Genomic DNA, 18,149 nt, shown 5'->3' on the forward strand with positions numbered 1-18,149 from the left:
CTCAGCTGATCGACAGCTGTCCGATCAGGGTGCTCAGCGCCGCGGCGACATCGTTGGGGATGGGCCGTTCCGCCTCCGCGTCGGCCAGGAACGATGCGGGCAGGCCCGCAGCGGCAGCCGCCTCCTCGATGCTGAGTTCCGCGCGGTGCCGCGCCCCGTACAGCCGTTGACCCAACGTCGCGTGCGGTGATCGCGCAGCCCGCGCCATCACGTCGTTGTACGCGCGTCGCACGCTGCTCAGCGCCAACACCACCGCCGGTGTGCCCTTGGCGTTACGCGCGGCGCTGGCGGCCACGTTCTCGAGTTTGCGCAGATCAGCGAGGATGCTGGTGACCCGCGGGGTGAAATCCGGATGGGTCGGTTCCGGCAGCAGCCTGGTGGCCGCGTTGATGCTGTGCATGGCCAGTTCGACGGCCTCGGCCATCAGCGGGGCGCGCACGGTGTCGGTGAGCACCTCGGTGGTGTCGTCCCCGACCGCCGGAGCGGGAGCGCCCGGTAGTGACGCTTCACCGCTGCGAATCCGCGTGATCGTGCCGGGCGACCATTGCAGCGCCTTTTCCAGTTTGGCCAGGGTGGCGCGGCGCGGCCAGCTGCGCCCCTTCTCGAAGGCGATGAGGGTACCGGCGTTGATGACTTTGTCCTTGGCCAGACCTCGCTGAGTGATCTCGAGTTCGGCACGCCGGGCAGCAACCGCGCGGCCGGCGCGTGCGACGCCCGGGTCGCTGTCGGCCCCCCACCATTCGTCGTCCTCGTCACCCTCGGGCAGTTCGATCACGCCGGTCGCTTCGGTCGAGGGGTCGACCTGCGCGCCCGGGTCACCCGGTGCGCCGGCCACGCTCGGCGTCAGCGAGACCGGGATGCCTTCGGGTGCGCCCAGGTGCAAGGTGGTGGGCCCGGTGATCAGCACCGAGCTGCGCCGCACGCCGTCGAGATACATGCCGTTGGTGCTGGTGTCGATCGCTTGCCAGGCGTCCTGGCCCGGCTCGAGACGCACGTGTGACCGGGAAATGCGCTCATCGGCCAGATGTACTGCCGCGGCGCTGTCCCGGCCGATCACCGCGACTCCGGCGTGCGGATCCAGGGTATGCACTTGATCGCCGAGTCGCACCGCGATGGCGGGCGTGGCCACCGCGCGACCCGCGTGATCAACGGTCACCGCGTCACTCCCCCGGTCACTTCCGCACGCGTCGGCTCCGAATGGTTGAGCATCCTTGCTACAGCCTTTCTCAAGCACTGCGGTTACTGATGCTACATGTTTCCTGGCACATATCTCCGCGTCAGATGTCACGGATTCGCAGCACCCAGCGTTCCCACTGGCGGAGCGGTTGCCGCCGACACGCCGCTGATCAGGCATTTCATCGTGCTCCCCTAACGGCGCTTGTACGTTTTCGTAGACCGCTTCGATTTAGTTGTTGCACTAGCGCTGCAACTTTGGTTAAAGTCGTCGCATCGGCGCCCTGCGGGGCCCAGACAGCCAGACACGGAGGGGGCAGTGATGACTGCAACGGCGGTACCGCTGGTCACACGGTTGGACGAATACGTTCCGGTGTGCGCCGCCCAACCACAGCGATGGACGACCACCGAGCCCGACGACGAAGCCAAAGCGTTGTGCCAGGCCTGCCCGCGGCGCTGGCTCTGCGCGCGTGAGGCGTGCCAGGACCCCGCTGTCGAGGGCCTGTGGGCCGGCGTGGTGATCCCAGAATCGGGACGGCCGCGAGACTTCGCTTTGCGACAGCTACGCGCACTGGCCGAACGCGGCGGTTACCAGGTTGCGCCGCGACGGCGCGGGCGACCGCGGAAGTATCTGCCGTAGCCGTGCGGCGCCCGGTCTATCGATTGGCGGTCGCGGACAGACCACGGCGTCGTGGTCGCGCCGCTCGGATTACGGGACCGGTGCTGAACCGATCTGGCACACCAACAGCTCCCCGTTACGCACCTGCAAGGTGAATGTCCCCACCCCACCGTCCGGGCGGATGGCGTCGACCGTCCACACCGGACCACTGCGGGTGAACCTGACCACCTTGTCAACCGGCGACAGCACCGTAAAGAAGTCCTCACCTTTGATACCGGCGATCTCGGCGGCAAGGACCCCGTCATGGGTATCTGGACACGACAGTGCGAGCACGTTGGCCAGATGCCGTTCGTTTCGTTCCCGCATCCACACCCGTACCGTGTTCGCGGCAACGGCGAATGCCCGTTCGTCGGACATCGATTCGCTAGCGGCCATCGGCCGCAGCGTCGGAAGACTCGGGCCAGGCTTGTCCTCGGGATGGCCGCGGGTGCGGCCCACGATCGCAACGACCAGCACGACGATCGAAATAAGTGCCGCTACGCCCCACCCGGCAACCCACCGCCACCGCCGGCCCGTGCCGAATTGCGGATCAGCGGCTTCGGTAGCCACGATCACACCCGCGGCGGCGTGTCGGCGTCACATACCTTCAATTGGCCACCTTCTGATACCAGCGTGTACTCGTCGGAGAAATAGCCACCGTGCTGCTGTGCCTGCTCGACCAGCTGTTTGTCGCGCTCGGTGAGCGGATGCACCCGCAGCATGAACTTGCCCCAGACCCCGTCCCCCTCGTCCCGGAATCCCACCACCGCTTCCAAGTAGCTGATCCCTTGGACGGTCTTGGTCTGTTCGAATCCTTCGATCTCGTCCTCGACGTTCTTGCCCGGATGCGCACACGCCAGCGCGCGCAACGCCGCACCGTCCGCCCGATTCTCCGCGTCGTACCAGCGCTTCAACACTTCGAAGGCTTCCTGTTCACGCGGCGAGGGCGGCGGCACGTCGATCATCGCCGCACGGGGCGGCGGCGGCGGCACCGGCGGCGGCACCGGTGTCCGCCATCCCACCGCGAACACCACCGCCGCGGCCACCGAGCACCCTGCGGTGATCGTCGCCAGCACCCAGGTGTACCACCGCTTGGGCTCGTGCACAGGGCCGGCCGGGTCCGTCTGCATCGACAGCCGCCCGTCTGGACGGCAGTCGATCACCAGCCTGCGCCACGCTGCTCCGGCGGCCCTTGACCGCACCTGGTATTCGTTCAGCGCCTCGTATGCCTCGGCAGGCACTGTCAACGGCGTCCGCACCGAATCGGCCCCGGTCACCGATGCGGTGGCTACCGGCGGCAGCGCAGCGGAGTCGAACTCCAGTCCAAGGCGCGTCCATCCCGCGGGCGCCCGTTCGATCAGCATCGCCACGGCATCCTCGATACAACGACGATCGTCGGCACCCGAAGTCATGAAGTCAGATTAACGAAACGCCCCCGCAGACCCCGACGGCGTGAAATCGGCCCGCCGCTGATCAAGCGGGTGGTCGCAGCCAGGTCATCGCATTGTGGGTTTGATCGCTTTGCAGCAAACCGGTGCCAACCTTCCAGAGGTTGACCCGCACATCAGCGGGGGGTTTTCCACAGGATCTGACACGTGGTCCTGTTCATCGCGGCGTATTGCCCAACAAACACGCCACCCGTTTTACCGATAACGGTCGTGCCATCGGAGGCGACGTATTCTCCCGAAGGCGCGGTCTCTTCGAGATTCTGACCGGCGCACGTCGCACCGGATTGTCCGGTATGCAGATCCCACTGCTGCCACGCGTGGTCGATGACATCACCCCGCTGCACATACAGCTTGGACCCGATCATCCGCAGTATTGGAACCATCTCGGGGGGCTGCGATCTCGGTCACCGGCTTGCCCACCGCGGTGAACACCTGCCACTGACCATCAACGGCCACCACCGGCATCGCCGGGTTATCCAGCAGCTTCACCGTCGACGGGCCCATCGGGCGCTGCGCCAGTACCTTCCCCGACACGTCATAAAACATCACCCCGTTCTGGCCGGTCTGCCCCTCACGGTAGGCATAGGCAAACCCGCCGTTATAGACCACCGCACGGGTCAACGACGTTCCCGCCGGAGCCGCCGGGGTGACCTCATGACCATCAGCCGGCGAAAACACCCGATCCGCCACATCGTTCAACCCACTGGGCGAGACCGCCAACACCGGCGCCGGAATATCGTCGGCCACCCGAGCATCGGTCGGATTGAAATACCCCGTCCCCGGCACAAACCAGGTCCGCTCCCCATGCGACCCCACCCCATACACACCCCGACCATTAACCGAGGCGACCAACCACGACTGCCCCAAATACGTACCCACGGCATGCGCCTCAGGGCCGGGAAACGCAGAAACCGCCACGTCGGTCGGGCCGGTGAAACTCAACACACCGTGAACAAGGTCGATCACCGACGCCGTCGGCGGCTTTATCTCAGCCAGACACACCGCCACCCCCGGCCCGTTCCCGTAACACGTCACCCCCCACCTGGGTAACACCACCGGATCGAACAACTTCTTCCCGGTCGTGGTGTCGATGCCATACACCCACGCCTGCGGTGGGCGACAAGCGTTCCCACAGTCGTTGTCATGGAATTCCGACAGAAAGTACGCCCGGTCACCGTCGCTGGCGAACAGGTTCCCGATCGGCGCGTAATCGGGCAGCCCCACATCGGTCGGACGCACCTGCCAGCCCGCCACCGGTTGCCGATCCAACGAAAACGACACCAACAACTCCTGCGGCGTCCCTATCGGCGGCACCCACGGCCGCTGCGCCTGGGCATTACCGGGACCTTTGCTGGCACCGAGCACGCCCGAACGCCACACCCACAACCCCCCCACCAACACCACAACCACCACCAACACCGCCACCACCCACCACCGGCGCCGCCCACGCCTCGGCGGCGAGCCTTCCCCGCTGGGCGACTCCACCCAGCGAAAACCACCTGAAGAAAGCTCCGGTTCAGCCACGATTTGCCCCCTTACGATTCGCGTAGGTCGCGAGGCCAGGCACGCCTGCACGTTGGACCATGGCGATGACAAGCGATTCTCCGCGCACAATAAGCCAAGTGATGTCTTAGGCTTAAATGCGAGAAACGACGGAGCCAAGATATCTCGGTGCGTACGTTTCCCAGGGGGATCGACGAGGAGCGGCGATCGGCGTCAATTCTCGTTCGTGGCCAGCGAGCGCGACAGGTAAGGGACGCGCATCGCTGCCGTCGCCCACAAGTCGGCGACGATTTGCGAGGAGTGACCACATGAGCAACGACGACCGAAACCTTCTCGATCTGACGACGCAGATGAGCGCGTGGAGATCGGCGGGCAACGACCTGTGGACGGCGGATCAACTCCGTCTCGAAGCGGGCGCAGCGACCCGCTTCATAGGCAACATTGACGCCGCGTTAGACACCCTTCGTTCTCAACTCGCCGGAGCCCAGGGGCTACAAAGTTGGCTCGCGAACGCCGATGTGGGGCAATTCGTCTCGGCTACGACAACCCGAGGCCATCTGCAGCAGGACATCACTGAGTTCCTCGAAGCGGTGAACAAATACGCGAACTACCTTCAGGCGCTCAAGACAGCAACAGCCGGCGCTGCGCGTCTCATCACCACCGCCGACCAACCCCGCTGATGAATGGTGCGACGTCGTCTCAATACCGGCGCTTCTGCACAAGATTGATTTAGGACGCAACCGTGGCTACCGGCGCCGATATACAAGCCATGCTCGATGCAATACACAGAGTCGCTCCGCAGTGGCAACCGTCGTTATTTCTGCAAAGCTCCCTGTCCGTGGGGGCAAATCTGCCCTTGGTGCCGAACTCGGTTGTGGACGCGATCCGGAGGGAAGCTCCGCCTGGGGTCTTCGACGCCAACGGGCAAATCGTCAACCCGGCGCCAAACGCGCCCACTTTGCCTCGCCCCAGCTCCCCGACCCGACCGAACCGACCCCCGCCGCCGAATATCCCGGGTCCGGCAACTGGTACACCAATTGATAGAGACCTCGCGCGGCCACCGAATCACTTGCACGAACTGAGTGGGCGCGGCCACCCCTGTAAATCCGCGAAAAATGTTCCCCATGATGATGTCAAGAAATACATTGACGGCTACAACGCGATCGTCAATGCAACCGAGCAAGGCCCACAAAATCCTGGTTGGGATGCAACCATAAGAGCGATAAATACCGAGCTACAAAATGGCTTGCGCCTGCTTGGTGACGGCTTTACCGGCCAAGCCGCCGGCGCGATGAAGGCGAACCTGGATCGGTCTTTTCAAGTGCTCGAACAGATGAGACAGCACGCAGAGACTATGGAAACCTTGTTTCAAGCATTTTTTGACGACCTCAGCACCACAAAGCAGAACTTCGCCCAATACATGCCTCAATATAATGAAGCCGCAGCTCACCCGGATGAGCCATCAAGCCAAGAAACGCTGAATCAACTGAACGATCTTGTGGTGGGCATCATGAACGTCTACCGAGGCCCTATCGACGAAATCTCGACAAATCATCCGAGCGTCAACAGCGCGGTGCCCGACGTCAGCCCGCCCACGGACGGACCGTCCAGAGCGGGGTCCGGCACACCCAGCGGCACTGGCGGAGGCACACCGCAGACCCTTCCCCAACAGGGCCTGAACACAGGTGAACCTGCCCGCCTGACCGGACCGGACAATGCACAGCCGGACAACACAGGTGGAAAATCGGCGCCCACCTCGCCGGCCGGCGGCCAGGACGGCGGGGGCGACTCGGGCAAAGGTGGTGCCGACGGCTCAGGAAAAGCCGGCAGCCAGGGAAGCGACCCCGCTTCCAAGACGTTGGGCGGCGCAGGGCAGGGCGATCCGAAAGCCGGGGTGGGCGGTCCGACCGGTTTGCTGGGACCAGGCGCCAAGGGGCTGTCCAGCGCCTTGAAGGCGGGCTCCGGCGGCAGCGGGGCTGGTGGTGCGGGTGGACGCGGCGCCATTAACGCAAAGCCGGCGGCCAACGTCCCCGCGACACCCAAGGTCGCGAACAGCGCAGCCCCGGTCTCGCGTGCCGGAGTCAGCAGTGCCGGACAGGGCACCGGCGGCACCCCGGTTGCTGGTCATCAGGGCAACAAAGCCGACAAAACCCACAAGGCCAGCAAGGCGTTGCGCCTTCCCAAGAACGGCGAAGAGGTGGCCGGTGAGGCCGACGCGGTCGCGCCGGTGATCGGCGGCGCGCCACCGAAGGCAACTCCCCCGACTCCGAAGAAGACCTAGCCGGCGCAGCTATGAGCGACCGCACGGTGGACTTGAAGCGACTGAGCCGCCTCGACGTGCTGGATCTGGGCATGATCAGCAATTACCTGGGCCGCGAGTTCCTGCCGTTCCCGTTCGTCCCGACGCTGCCGAATCGTTTTGCCGACTTCGGCGCCTACAACGCCCATGCCAGAACCCTGCCGGATCGGGTGAACCACGGCGACCTGAAGGTGTTCAAGACGTGGTTCGCGACCTATGCCGAGGCCGATGTCCGCGTCGAGTGCCGGGTGCAGTATTTCCCCGTGCACCTTCCCAGCACTCGGTTGCTGGCGCACCGTTGCGGCGACCGCGGCTTTCTGGCGAGCCAACATTCGGACGACGTCGTCGAATTATTCGCCCTCTCCCCCTACGACCTGGGGCCGGCTATCGCGGGCATGGTGGAGCTGACGAGGCCAGGCCCACGTCCGAGGGTTGTGATTCCCGAATACGTACCGCAGTCCCTGCGTGACAGCAAAGAGGTTGCAGCACAACCTAACTGGGGTTCAGGTCCGGTGATCGACGTGCCGAGTGCGGAGGTCACCGCCTACGCCACGGTGCAGAGCCACCGTCTGCCGGCACGTGCGTGGGGATTGGATCAGGACACGGATGCCGTGGTATGGGTTCGCATCAAAGATGACGGCGAATACATCTACAACCCTGACTACCGCTGGGCCCAACCGATGACCCGGCGTTACCTCAGCGAGCGGATCGATAACCTGATCGCGGCCGACATTGCGGCGGTACGGCGACAACGAGAATGACTGATTACCAACGTTTTACAAGATCAAGCGTAAGCAGCGGGTCGTCGACTCCCGGGCGACGAGCCAGCTTGCCTACGATGGTCGACAGTGGATCGGAAACGGGGGTGGGCATGAGCGGGTCGGTCGGCAAGCGCAGCTTCGGAGGCAACCGGTTCATCGCTTGGCTCGCCCTGCTCGTGACCGCCATCGCAGCCTGCCGCGCACCCGAAGGTCCACGGGCCGGCACGACGCCAGGGTCCGGTACCACCACCCCTCAGACGAGCAGCGCAGCCGCGAGCCCGCAGATTGTGCTGCCCCTGCCCGGACTTGAGCATCCGCGCAAGCTGGCAGTCGATGCCGAGGGCGCCCTGTACATCACCGACAGCTCCGAAAAGCCGCGGGTAGTCAAGTTTCCGCCTGGGACGAGCGATCCGACCGCGTTGCCCTTCACCGATGTGCAGACTCCGAACTTCGTAGCGGTAGATCGGTCTGGCGGTGTCTACGTCAGCGACTACACGCAGAACAAGGTACTCGCGCTGGCTGCTGGAGCGGCACTCCCGAAGACTCTGCCGTTCAATGGATTACAACTTCCGTCTGGTGTCGCCACAGACGCCGCTGGTGCCCTCTACGTCGCCGACACCGGCAACGACCGCGTCCTGAAACTGCCGGCCGGCGCTGACAATCCGATCGTGCTGCCGTTCAGCGGTCTCTTCCGCCCGGTCGGCGTGGCAGTCGACAGCGCGGGTGCTGTGTACGTGTCCGACATGCGCCAGTTCGTGCTCAAATTGCCGCCCGGCGCAGACGTTTCGACCGATGTGCCCTTCTCGGGTCTGACGAACCCCTCCGGTGTCGCCGTCGACGGCGCCGGATCGGTCTTCGTCGCCGACAGCAGCAACAATCGCGTTCTCAAGATGGTGGCTGGGTCCACGACGCAGATCGAGCTGCCGTTCAACGGATTACGCAATCCAGAAGGCCTCGCCGTCGACCCCGGCGGGAACCTCTACGTGGTCGATGCCGGCAACAATCGAGTGCTCAAGCTTGCCGCGGCATGACGAAGGATCACAGCGGTATCCACTGATCACGCTGCTGGGAGTTGTAGCTGGCGACATTGGGTGTCGGCCAGTCCCCCTGGGCATCCAGCGCTCGCTGCAATGCATTGGCTTGATCGCTTTGTGCATTCTCGACTGAGACGAACCCGGCGATAATCGCAGCAGCACTGGCAAGGAAGGTGGCGATCGTGGTCAGGACAAAGGCGAGCGTCGCCGGCAGGCCGACAACCGTTACCGCCGTCGCGATCGCACCGGCAATGGACAGCAGCAGGCCGGCCACGCCGGGAATGATCGTGTACCCGGCCGTGTCCAACGCACTTGCTACTGCTTCCAACGAAGTTTGGATCGCTTGTGCTGCCGTACTCAAACCGGTAACCGCCGTCTTCTGGTGACCCACAGATACCCCGTATGCATTGGCCGCGGCACCCGTCCAATGCACTTGGCCGCGGATTCCGTTGACTTCGTCGTCCAATTTGTCCGAGATGCCTCGGGCCCCGGAATCGATTGTCTGCCAACCGTTTTTATGGTCGCGCAGCACATCAGACATGGACAGGGTGTCGGCGATCTTCTTGACGGTGGGAATCACCTGGTTTCGTAGCGCACCGATGACCAGCTTTCCGGCGGCACGGATCTCCTCGTCCAGATCCAGCGTTCGGGCCAGCCAGCTGTCAGCGGCTTCGTTGATCGCCCGCTCGAGCTCGTCGGTTCGCTTCACCAGATCTCGGTAATACTGTTGCAATTCGTCGCCGATACTCACATATCCCCCTGCCTCGACAACCGCGCGGTCAACGTGGTGTGTCAGTCGAATGAAACGCGTTCGCGACACCCACCAGCGTGGTGCTCATGGCTTCCATCCCTTCTCGACCCTTACTGGCCCGGCTGGAAAACGCCTCGCTGAACTTGTTGTAGGCAGTCAAGAATTCCTTGATCAGGGCGTACGGGTCGTAAGGCATTTCACCTGCCGATGGTTGACCGAAGGGGCTGCTGATCTTCGCCCCTGCCGCCGTGCTCGCGAACTCGCCTAATTTATCGGCGCTGCCCGACCAGAGCCGGGCATCCTTCCGCAGCCATTCGAGGTCGACCTTCAGATTGGGTGCCATTTGCTATCGCTTTCTCGCAGGAGCCGGTGACATCAGCGCTCACCCAGGTATTGCAGCGCAGCAATCCCCTCGCGGGTCAGATTGCTCAATTGAGCCAGCAGTGCCTGCTTTTCAGCTTCCAGCGCCGGCCCGCCGGCTTGGTTGTCCTTCGCCTGCTGCAGTGCAACTGCGAACTCGTTCATGATCCGGGCCGCGGCGGCTTGCTCCGCCCATTCGGCGTTGATCTGGCATCCGACCAACCAGGCACCGTCGAGCTGTACTGCGATCGTTCGGGGTTCAGCGGGCGCACCGCCGGCTTTGCGGGCTGCGGCCGCCGATGCCAGCGCAGTGGACAACCGGTTGGCTTGATCGCAGGCCGCGTACACATCCTCCCGGAATCGGGCCAGCGGTCTCGGCGGGTCGCGGTAGTCGTCCAGCGGCCCAACCAAGTCCTGCAGCGTCGCCGGCTTCGGCGGCGGCTCGTCGCTCGCGGCCTGGCGAGCCTGCTGGTATTGGATATCCAGGGCAGCCCTATAAGCGCCGAAAATGGCCGTCGGCAGCGCTTGCGCCGGTACCGCATCAGTCCAGTCGTTGCGCAGGTCCAGACGTAGAGGTGTGTGCATTTCGTCGACGGTGAGCGCGACCATCCCTGTGGTGTCGCGGCCGATCGCCGGTCCGGGCGCCGGCCCGGTGCGCAGGCGGAGGTCCTGCAAGGTGTCGGCGAACGCCGCGGCCGCTGCGGGTGCCAGTCCGATTTCGGCCGCGGTCTCCGGCGAGAGGGCGGTGAATGCCTGCAGCGGCGGCGCGACAAAGCGATGCCGCGGCTCGTGCGACTGCCCGGCAGCCTCGTCGACTGCATCCGTATCGGCCGCATCCGCGTCTGCCCAAGCCCGAGCCGTCGCGGGATCCACACCTTGCGAGAGGTACTCGTCGTAGGTCCCCATGGCGCGTTAGGTTCGCCCGCCCAGGTCACCTGCGCGTTCCGGCTCCAACGGAGTCGACACCATGACCAAAACCCCCAGGTGGATCGCTGTGCGAATAGCGTAACTAGCGTCACCAACGATAAACAGCGCAGATCTTCGGCGGGGTGGGGGCATCGGCGCGCCCACGGCGATGGCTGTGCGCCGCCGAGGCCCGCCAGAACCCCACATCGGGCGACTGTGGGCGGGTGTAGCGGTCCCGAATCACGGCACGCTGCGCGGCCCATGCACATCACCAACCGGACGGGCATCCTCGCACCGGTGTCGACCATGTTGGGTCCGGCACCAGCGGTAGCGGCTTCTCGGAACGGCTCAGCGGCAGAAAGATTCAGCAGAAAGCGATCTCGTCCCACCACAAGTCGACCGGATGTCGGCTGGTCACCAAGTCAAAAGCATTGTCGGCGAAGGGAAGTGGCCGCTGGGCGCACACGACGACGACCCCCAGCGGATGCAGCAGTTGCGTGGCCAAAGCCAGATTCGGCGGCCACGACTCGGTCGCCACCATGGCCGGCGGGAAAGGCCCGGCGCGGCCAGAACTTCGCCGCCGCCGGTCTGGATGTCCAGCGCGGACGTCACCCCCGCTAATCGGTCGCGCAGCAACCTCTGGTAGCCCCAGGACGGGCGCTGCTCGGTGGCCCTGCCGTCGAGCCAGGAGAAATCCCAGCCGTCTACCGATACCGCATCAGCCTCTGCAACCAGCTGGTCGAATCTCTTTCGCAACCCTTCCATCTTCGACTACGTACTCCACAAAGGCGAAGCGCACCATACTGATACACCACAGTGACGATGTCTCAGCGCCGCTGAACCGTCACGACAGTCCACGCGGTAACCTGATTCTCAAAGCGTCGTCGCAGCGCTCTCGCAGAGGAGAATCCGCCCATGGCCGACCCCACCGACGAAGCCGAAGTCACCCGCGCCGACCGCTTCATCAAGACCGCCGTCGAGATTCTGGGCGAAACCGGACGCACCGACTTCACCGTCCAGGAGGTGGTCGCCCGCTCCAAGACCTCACTGCGCGCCTTCTACCAGCACTTCGCCAGCAAGGACGAACTCCTGCTGGCTCTGTTCGACCGGACCATGGCCCAGGCGGCCCAGCAGTGGCGCGCCGAAATCAACGGCCTGGACAGCACCGCGGCGCTCAAGCTGGTCATCGACCGCGTCACCGCACAGCCGGAATCGACCACCCAGGACAGCCTCAACCGCGCGCTCAGCCTCTACAACCAGCACCTGGCCGAGACGCGGCCGCGCGACTATGCCCGGGTGCTGTCCCCCTTGCATCGGTTGATGCGCGACATCGTCGGGCAGGGCATCACGGAGGGGCTGTTCGATCCCTCGCTCGATGTCGGGGCGGCATCGGCGATCGCCATGCAGACGATCATCGGCGCGATGCGACTGCATTGGTTGGGCACCGAATTGAACGGCACGCCGATCGAGTCCGGCCAGATCTACGACTTCTGCAGCCGCGCGCTGGGCATCCGCGACACCGGTGACGATGCATCCGAGGCCACCCTGGCCGAACTGTTTGCCCGAATCGGCCTGCGTCCGGCCAGCGCGCCCGACGGTGAGTTGGCCATGACGATGCCGGTCAGCCCGCAGGTGGTCAACACTTCCGGCGCCTTGCAGGGCGGCCTGATCGCCACGCTGGCCGACGTCGCCGGCGGCCAGCTCGGGCTGGAATACCTGCAGCCCGGTACCGCGATGACAACCTCTGATCTGGTCATCCGCTACCTGCGCCCGATTCGGCACGGATCGGCGCGTGCCGTCCCGAAGGTACTGCGCGCCGGTCGGCGCTCACTGGTCATGCAGATCGACATCTTCGGCGACAGCGACAGCGAACTGGCGGCCATCGCGACGGTCAACTTCGCCATCGTCGGGCACCCGACCGAACCCGAAGGTGCCGCGGGGATTCGCTGAACGACCGCCGCGAAACCCCCTATCGCTTACCGCCCGTCATCGCGTGCTGTGCGGATCATTCACCGGGATCGTCGGGGTACGCGGTACCACCCTGGGAACTTACGGTTCGAACTGACCGCATTGCACGGCAACGAGATACCCGTCCCGGCGGCGAATCGACGCCGAAAGATGCTGCGCCGCAACGCATGAAAGCCGATCATTCGATCGCGGCCGGCTCGCTCCCGCCGCCGACGGCACCAGATTCTGTGAGGCACCTGTCGGATATGCACAAACGGCCGAATCCGCTGCTGGTCTCTGCTATATAAAAGGCACCACGTTTTGTCCCGGCCCGCAGCTGATATCCATCGGGGAGATATTCCAGTGCGGCCTCAATGGGGGTGCCTGATGAACATTGGACCATCCGAGTCGTTCTCGATTCCGCTGCCGTTCAGCAGCCGGTTGGCATCGGAGTTGGGTGGCCCGACGAGCACCTTGCGGGCCACCACGCTGCGCAACGGCTCCGCGGTGGTCGTCCAGGCCGGCGGCGAGGTCGACGCCGCCAACGAACACACCTGGCAGGGCCTGCTGCGCGAGGCGGCGGCCGTTGCCGTCGCACCCGGCCCCCTGGTGGTCGACGTCAGCGGGCTGGACTTCATGGGTTGCTGCGCGTTCACCGTGTTGGCCGACGAGGCCGAGCGCTGCCGTCGCCGCGGCATCACGCTGCGCATGGTCAGCGACGACCCGGGACTGGGTCGCATCGTCCACGCTTGCGCACTGAGCGGCGTACTGCCCGTTCACCCGACGACGGAAGCCGCCTTGGCAGCGGCATAACCCGGGGACCCGCACGGGGGGGTGCCGACGAAATTTTGGTGAGGCGTTCCGGCGCCGCGGATTGCTAATGTGTTTGATGTTGCTGGACTGTCGCGTCAGCGCATTCTTTGCTACTTCGGTCCGCGGGAGGTACGTCAGATGGCGGCCGAAATGGACTGGGACCAAGCGGTGGGCGCGGCGCACGACGTGCGGCGGGTCTTCGAGAACATCCCAGCCATGGCGGTCGGCTTACAGGGGCCTGAGCATCGCTTTATCGCCGCCAACGCCGCTTTTCGCGCCTTGAATCCCTCGAACGAGGTGGTGGGCAAGCCCGTCAGGGAGGTCTATCCGGAGCTGGCGGGTCAGCAGATCTTCGACATGTTCGACCGCGTTTATCACACCGGCGAGCCGCAGACCGGCACCGAGTGGCGCCTTCAGGCCGACCTCGAGGGGTCGGGTTACCGGGAACATTTCTTCGACTTTCTGGTTACGCCGCGGCGCGCTGCCGACGGATCGATCGAGGGCGTGCAACTGATCTTCGACGACGTCACCGCCCGGGTCGAGGCACGGGAAGCCGCCGAAGCACGAGTCGAGGAACTCTCCGAGCGCTACCGCAATGTCCGGGATTCGGCGACGGTGATGCCGCAGGCGTTGTTGGCGGCCACCGTGCCGATCGTGCCGGGGGCCGACGTCGCCGCCGAGTACCTGGTCGCGGCCGTGGACACCGCGGCCGGCGGGGACTGGTTCGACGCCATAGCGCTGGGCGACCGCCTGGTGCTCGTCGTCGGCGACGTCGTGGGCCACGGCGTGCAAGCAGCGGCGGTGATGTCGCAGCTGCGCACCGCGCTGCGGATGCAGATCACCGCCGGACACACGATCGTGGAATCGCTGGCGGCGGTGGACCGCTTCCACGAGCAGGTGCCCGGGTCCAGGTCGGCCACCATTTGCGTGGGCGCACTGGACCTTGCGACCGGCGAGTTTCAATACTGCACCGCCGGACACCCACCGCCCCTGGTGGTGACGGCCGCGGCGGAATCGCGTTACCTGGAGCCATCCGGCGGCGGTCCGCTCGGTGGCGGCACCGGATTCCCGATGCGCACCGAGATGCTCGACGTCGGCGATGCCGTCCTGCTCTACAGCGACGGCCTGATCGAACGCCCGGGCCGGCCGCTGCAGGCCAGCACCGCGGAATTCGCCGATCTGGCCGCCGGTATCGCCGCGGGCACGAACGGCTTCGTGATTGATGCGCCCGCCCGGCCCATCGACCGGCTCTGCTCGGAAACACTCGAATTGCTTTTGCGCTCAACCGGTTACAACGACGACGTCACGCTGCTGGCCGCTCAGCGCCGCCCCGCGATCCCACCGCTGCACATCACCACCGATGCGACCATCCAGGCCGCCCGCAAGGTGCGCGCCGCGATGCGGGAATGGTTGACCGCGATCGGCGCCGAAGCCGGTGACATCTCCGACGTGGTGCACGCGATCTCCGAATTCGTGGAGAACACCGTCGAACATGGTTACAGCACAGACGTTCCCGACGGTGTCGTCGTCAGCGCGGAGCTGGGCGGCGACGGAATGCTGCGGGCGTCGGTGACCGATCGCGGCACCTGGAAGGACCACCGTGCAGGCGAGCGCGGCCGCGGTCGCGGGCTGGCGATGGCCGAAGCCCTGGTCACCGAATCGCATGTCACACACGGATCCGAGGGCACCACGGCCACCCTCACCCACCGCCTTTCCCGCCCGGCGACCTTCGTCAGCGACTCGGTGGTCAGCCGCGTTTCCTTCCAGCGGGCGGTGGACAGCGAGTTCGTGTCGCTGGTCGCCGACAACGGCCGCATCGTGGTGCGCGGCGAAGTCGACTCGCATACCGCGTCCACCCTGGATCGGCAGATCGCCGTCGAAAGCCGTTCGGGCGTAGCGTCTTTGACGATCGACCTCAGCGCGGTCACACATCTCGGGTCCGCCGGTGTGAGCGCTTTGGCTGCCGCCCGCGACCGGGCCCGCAGGCAGGGCGCCGACTGCGTGCTGGTGGCGCCTCCGGGCAGCCCGGCGCACCACGTCTTGTCGCTGGTTCAGATCCCGGTCAGCGGCGGCGAGGCCCAGGACATCCTGGTCGAGGACTGATCTTCGACGCTCAGCGTGACCGGCCGTGCCGCACCTGGTTGAAGGGCACGCCGCGGTCGGCGGCGTATTCGCGCGGGAAGTTCAGCACCCGCTCGCCGATGACGTTGCGGGCCATCTCGGTGGTGCCGCCGCCGATGGCGACCGACTGCCGCGACAGATAGCGCAGTCCGGCCTGCAGCCCTTCGCCGACCTCTCCGACCACCCCGGCCGCACCGGCGATCGACAGCGCGGTGTCCATCTCCAGCATCACCGTCTCGGCGTGGAAAAGCCGGATCAGTGATCCCGCGGCCGGCGGCAAAGCGCCATGGCGGACGTGGTGGGACACGTGGCTGATGAGTTGCTGGGCGACGGCGCGATGCACCAGCGCCCGGCCGGCCATCTCCTGCACTCGCTCGCTGTCGGACTGCCCGGTCGCGGCCGCGAGATCGTGGTAGTCCACCGGGATGGTGTGGCCGCCCTCGTTGCCGGAGCCGCTGGCGAATTCCGAACCCTGACCGACCGCGCGCCGCTCGTGGTAGAGCTGCCGCGACGCCACCGCCCATCCGCCGTTGACCTCGCCGACCACGGCGTCGTCGCCGACGTCCACGCCGTCGAGGAATTCCTCGCAGAACTCGGCGCCGCCGTTGACCTGGGTGATGCGCCGCAGCGTGATGCCGGGGTGGTGGATCGGCACCAGGAACATGGTCAGCCCGTCGTGCTTGGGTACATCCCAGTCGGTGCGGGCCAGGCAGAGCCCGTAGTCGGCGGCGAACGCGCTGGTGCTCCAGGTCTTGGCGCCGTTGATCACCCACCGGTCACCTCGGCGTTCGGCCCGGGTGATGACGCCGGCCAGGTCGGATCCACCGCTGGGTTCGGAGAGCAGTTGCACCAGAATCTCGTCGCCGCGCAGTGCGCCGGCGATGTGCTGTCGCTTCTGCTCCTCGCTGCCGGTGTCCAGCAGGGTGGCGCAGCAGATCGTGAAGGTGGGCACGTTGAGGATCAGCGGCATCTCGTAGCCGAGGGATTCGACGTTGAATGCGCGCTGGTATTCGGGATCCAGGCCCAGGCCGCCGTATTCGCGGGGGAAGCAGATACCGGCAAACCCGCCGTCCCACAATCGCTTCTGCAGCTCCCGGGCGCGTTGCCAGGACCGTTCGTCGTCGCGGGGCGCCGCCGGCGGCGAATCGGGGTCGATGGCGGGCATGTTGGCGGCCAGCCAGGCCCGGGCCCGGACGGCGAATTCGGCGACCGATTCGGCACCTGTCATCGGCTCTCCATCTGGTAGACCCGCAGGTTGTGTTCCTCGGGGGTGCCGAACATCGCGCGATACAACGTGACTCGCCGCAGGTAGAGGTGCAGGTCGTGCTCCCAGGTCACCCCGATGCCGCCGTGCATCTGCACACAGCGCTGGACGATCTGGCCGGCCAGTTCGCCCACGTAGGATTTGGCGATGCCGGCCGAGAGTGCGGCTGTGGGCGCGCCGACCGAGACGTCGGCGACCGCGGCGGCGGTGGTCGCCCGGCAGGCTTCGAGCCACATTTTCATGTCGGCGAACGCGTGTTTGAGCGCCTGGTAGGACGCCAGCGGACGGCCGAAGGAGTGCCGGTCCAGCGCCCACTGGACGGTGAAGTCGAAGACGGTCTGCAGGATTCCGACGGTTTCGGCGCAGACCAGCACCTGGGCGATCTGACTCTGCCGCTCGATCAGCGCGGGCGTCTCGGCGGCACTCCCGACCGCGCGGTCACCGTCGATGAGCACGCCGTCGAACTCCACTTTGGCGTACTGCTTGACCAGGTCAACGGAGTCCTGCGGCGTGATCCGGACACCTGGTGCGTCCGTGGGCACCAGGTACTGGCAAACCTCGTCCCCGCTACGCGCGACGACCAACAGAACCGCGCTCTGCGCCGCCGCTTCCACCCGGTCCTTTACGCCGTCGATCCGGAAGCCGCCGTCGGTCTCGGCAACGGTGACCTGCGGATGCAGCGGCACCCACCCGCGCCGCGGCTCGCAGACCGCCCACGACGCCACCGTCTCGCCCGACATCAGCGCTTCGACCAGCTCGCTGTGGCGCTCCCGTTCGGCGCAGGCCACCAAGCCGGCGAGCACGGTACTGACCGGGTACAGCGGTCCCGGCGCCACGGTCTTGCCGAGAAATTCGGCGACCATGGCCAGGTCGGCGAGCCCATCCCCGGAAGCGCTGCCACCGCCGAGTTCCTCGGGAACCAGCAGGGCCGTCCAGCCGAGTTCGGCGGCTCGCCGCCACCAGGCGGGGTCGAACGACTGTCCCGCGGCGTGCAGTTCCCGGACGTGACGCAAGGACGCTTCTTTGGACAGAAACGCTTGGGTGGTGGAGCTGAAGAGTATCTTTTCGGGAGAGTCGACAGCGGTCATGACGACAGCCGGACTTTTCTCGG

The 18,149-nt window shown here is 65.8% G+C and carries 18 protein-coding genes and 1 pseudogene; 8 read left to right on the plus strand and 11 right to left on the minus strand.

Going from position 1 to position 18,149, the window contains the following annotated elements; all coding sequences use genetic code 11:
* Position 1 precedes the first annotated feature (1 nt).
* A complete protein-coding gene (locus L6444_RS19865; protein ID WP_236976734.1) occupies positions 2 to 1,156 on the minus strand; it encodes an FHA domain-containing protein in 1,155 nt (384 codons plus the stop codon).
* Between the two features lie 339 nt (positions 1,157 to 1,495).
* Here L6444_RS19865 and L6444_RS19870 point away from each other — a divergent pair, with 339 nt between their 5' ends.
* The gene (locus tag L6444_RS19870; RefSeq protein WP_236976735.1) at positions 1,496 to 1,813 is read left to right on the plus strand and encodes a WhiB family transcriptional regulator; all 318 of its coding nucleotides are present in this window, start codon (positions 1,496 to 1,498) and stop codon (positions 1,811 to 1,813) included.
* A 69-nt stretch (positions 1,814 to 1,882) separates the two neighbouring features.
* Here L6444_RS19870 and L6444_RS19875 read toward each other — a convergent pair whose 3' ends face one another.
* The 4 genes from L6444_RS19875 to L6444_RS19890 form a co-directional block, all read right to left on the minus strand.
* Entirely contained in the window at positions 1,883 to 2,401 is a 519-nt protein-coding gene (locus L6444_RS19875) for a hypothetical protein (RefSeq protein ID WP_236976736.1), read from the minus strand.
* Between the two features lie 2 nt (positions 2,402 to 2,403).
* The gene (locus L6444_RS19880) at positions 2,404 to 3,243 is read right to left on the minus strand and encodes a hypothetical protein (protein WP_236976737.1); all 840 of its coding nucleotides are present in this window, start codon (positions 3,241 to 3,243) and stop codon (positions 2,404 to 2,406) included.
* A gap of 152 nt (positions 3,244 to 3,395) precedes the next feature.
* The gene (locus L6444_RS19885) at positions 3,396 to 3,644 is read right to left on the minus strand and encodes a hypothetical protein (protein ID WP_236976738.1); all 249 of its coding nucleotides are present in this window, start codon (positions 3,642 to 3,644) and stop codon (positions 3,396 to 3,398) included.
* Entirely contained in the window at positions 3,610 to 4,533 is a 924-nt protein-coding gene (locus L6444_RS19890) for a hypothetical protein (protein ID WP_236976739.1), read from the minus strand. The genes L6444_RS19885 and L6444_RS19890 overlap by 35 nt, the downstream gene beginning before the upstream one ends.
* Positions 4,534 to 5,090: 557 nt before the next feature.
* Here L6444_RS19890 and L6444_RS19895 point away from each other — a divergent pair.
* The 4 genes from L6444_RS19895 (at position 5,091) to L6444_RS19910 (ending at position 8,873) form a co-directional block, all read left to right on the plus strand.
* On the plus strand, positions 5,091 to 5,462 hold the full coding sequence (locus L6444_RS19895; protein WP_236976741.1) for a hypothetical protein: 372 nt from the start codon (positions 5,091 to 5,093) through the stop codon (positions 5,460 to 5,462).
* 389 nt (positions 5,463 to 5,851) lie between these two features.
* A complete protein-coding gene (locus L6444_RS19900) occupies positions 5,852 to 7,063 on the plus strand; it encodes a hypothetical protein (RefSeq protein WP_236976743.1) in 1,212 nt (403 codons plus the stop codon).
* 11 nt (positions 7,064 to 7,074) lie between these two features.
* Positions 7,075 to 7,842, plus strand: coding sequence for an ESX secretion-associated protein EspG (locus L6444_RS19905; RefSeq protein ID WP_236976745.1), 768 nt, complete (start codon positions 7,075 to 7,077; stop codon positions 7,840 to 7,842).
* A gap of 77 nt (positions 7,843 to 7,919) precedes the next feature.
* On the plus strand, positions 7,920 to 8,873 hold the full coding sequence (locus L6444_RS19910; protein ID WP_236976747.1) for an NHL repeat-containing protein: 954 nt from the start codon (positions 7,920 to 7,922) through the stop codon (positions 8,871 to 8,873).
* A gap of 7 nt (positions 8,874 to 8,880) precedes the next feature.
* On the opposite strand, the gene L6444_RS19915 is transcribed toward L6444_RS19910, so the two are convergent.
* From L6444_RS19915 to L6444_RS19930, 4 genes and pseudogenes are all read right to left on the minus strand, one after another.
* Positions 8,881 to 9,627 (minus strand): hypothetical protein, encoded by a 747-nt coding sequence (locus L6444_RS19915; protein ID WP_236976748.1) that lies wholly within the window; start codon positions 9,625 to 9,627, stop codon positions 8,881 to 8,883.
* A 28-nt stretch (positions 9,628 to 9,655) separates the two neighbouring features.
* Entirely contained in the window at positions 9,656 to 9,970 is a 315-nt protein-coding gene (locus L6444_RS19920; protein ID WP_236976749.1) for a hypothetical protein, read from the minus strand.
* Between the two features lie 32 nt (positions 9,971 to 10,002).
* Entirely contained in the window at positions 10,003 to 10,893 is an 891-nt protein-coding gene (locus tag L6444_RS19925) for a hypothetical protein (protein ID WP_236976750.1), read from the minus strand.
* Between the two features lie 373 nt (positions 10,894 to 11,266).
* Positions 11,267 to 11,658 (minus strand): annotated as a pseudogene (locus L6444_RS19930) (methyltransferase domain-containing protein); the annotation flags it as partial.
* A gap of 150 nt (positions 11,659 to 11,808) precedes the next feature.
* Here L6444_RS19930 and L6444_RS19935 point away from each other — a divergent pair.
* The 3 genes from L6444_RS19935 to L6444_RS19945 all read left to right on the plus strand — a co-directional run bounded on the left by L6444_RS19935 (position 11,809) and on the right by L6444_RS19945 (position 15,756).
* The gene (locus tag L6444_RS19935) at positions 11,809 to 12,843 is read left to right on the plus strand and encodes a hotdog fold thioesterase (RefSeq protein ID WP_236976751.1); all 1,035 of its coding nucleotides are present in this window, start codon (positions 11,809 to 11,811) and stop codon (positions 12,841 to 12,843) included.
* A gap of 384 nt (positions 12,844 to 13,227) precedes the next feature.
* Positions 13,228 to 13,653 (plus strand): anti-sigma factor antagonist, encoded by a 426-nt coding sequence (locus L6444_RS19940; protein WP_236976752.1) that lies wholly within the window; start codon positions 13,228 to 13,230, stop codon positions 13,651 to 13,653.
* A gap of 138 nt (positions 13,654 to 13,791) precedes the next feature.
* The gene (locus L6444_RS19945; RefSeq protein WP_236976753.1) at positions 13,792 to 15,756 is read left to right on the plus strand and encodes a SpoIIE family protein phosphatase; all 1,965 of its coding nucleotides are present in this window, start codon (positions 13,792 to 13,794) and stop codon (positions 15,754 to 15,756) included.
* Positions 15,757 to 15,766: 10 nt separating this feature from the next.
* Here L6444_RS19945 and L6444_RS19950 read toward each other — a convergent pair whose 3' ends face one another.
* Together L6444_RS19950 and L6444_RS19955 are read right to left on the minus strand one after the other, a co-directional pair.
* The gene (locus tag L6444_RS19950) at positions 15,767 to 17,002 is read right to left on the minus strand and encodes an acyl-CoA dehydrogenase family protein (RefSeq protein ID WP_236976754.1); all 1,236 of its coding nucleotides are present in this window, start codon (positions 17,000 to 17,002) and stop codon (positions 15,767 to 15,769) included.
* Positions 16,999 to 18,126 (minus strand): acyl-CoA dehydrogenase family protein, encoded by a 1,128-nt coding sequence (locus tag L6444_RS19955; protein ID WP_236976755.1) that lies wholly within the window; start codon positions 18,124 to 18,126, stop codon positions 16,999 to 17,001. Before L6444_RS19955 ends, L6444_RS19950 begins: the two co-directional genes overlap by 4 nt.
* Between the last annotated feature and the right edge of the window lie 23 nt (positions 18,127 to 18,149).

The sequence above is a fragment of the Mycobacterium kiyosense genome (assembly GCA_021654635.1).
In the GTDB taxonomy this organism is placed as follows: Bacteria; Actinomycetota; Actinomycetes; order Mycobacteriales; family Mycobacteriaceae; genus Mycobacterium; species Mycobacterium kiyosense.

Bases quoted from the DNA above. Each gene is read 5' to 3' on its own strand.
- L6444_RS19870 (WP_236976735.1), top strand. From the start codon at position 1,496: ATGACTGCAACGGCGGTACCGCTGGTCACACGGTTGGACGAATACGTT.
- L6444_RS19880 (WP_236976737.1), bottom strand. From the start codon at position 3,243: ATGACTTCGGGTGCCGACGATCGTCGTTGTATCGAGGATGCCGTGGCG.
- L6444_RS19885 (WP_236976738.1), bottom strand. From the start codon at position 3,644: ATGATCGGGTCCAAGCTGTATGTGCAGCGGGGTGATGTCATCGACCAC.
- L6444_RS19895 (WP_236976741.1), top strand. From the start codon at position 5,091: ATGAGCAACGACGACCGAAACCTTCTCGATCTGACGACGCAGATGAGC.
- L6444_RS19905 (WP_236976745.1), top strand. From the start codon at position 7,075: ATGAGCGACCGCACGGTGGACTTGAAGCGACTGAGCCGCCTCGACGTG.
- L6444_RS19910 (WP_236976747.1), top strand. From the start codon at position 7,920: ATGGTCGACAGTGGATCGGAAACGGGGGTGGGCATGAGCGGGTCGGTC.
- L6444_RS19920 (WP_236976749.1), bottom strand. From the start codon at position 9,970: ATGGCACCCAATCTGAAGGTCGACCTCGAATGGCTGCGGAAGGATGCC.
- L6444_RS19925 (WP_236976750.1), bottom strand. From the start codon at position 10,893: ATGGGGACCTACGACGAGTACCTCTCGCAAGGTGTGGATCCCGCGACG.
- L6444_RS19935 (WP_236976751.1), top strand. From the start codon at position 11,809: ATGGCCGACCCCACCGACGAAGCCGAAGTCACCCGCGCCGACCGCTTC.
- L6444_RS19940 (WP_236976752.1), top strand. From the start codon at position 13,228: ATGAACATTGGACCATCCGAGTCGTTCTCGATTCCGCTGCCGTTCAGC.
- L6444_RS19945 (WP_236976753.1), top strand. From the start codon at position 13,792: ATGGCGGCCGAAATGGACTGGGACCAAGCGGTGGGCGCGGCGCACGAC.
- L6444_RS19950 (WP_236976754.1), bottom strand. From the start codon at position 17,002: ATGACAGGTGCCGAATCGGTCGCCGAATTCGCCGTCCGGGCCCGGGCC.
- L6444_RS19955 (WP_236976755.1), bottom strand. From the start codon at position 18,126: ATGACCGCTGTCGACTCTCCCGAAAAGATACTCTTCAGCTCCACCACC.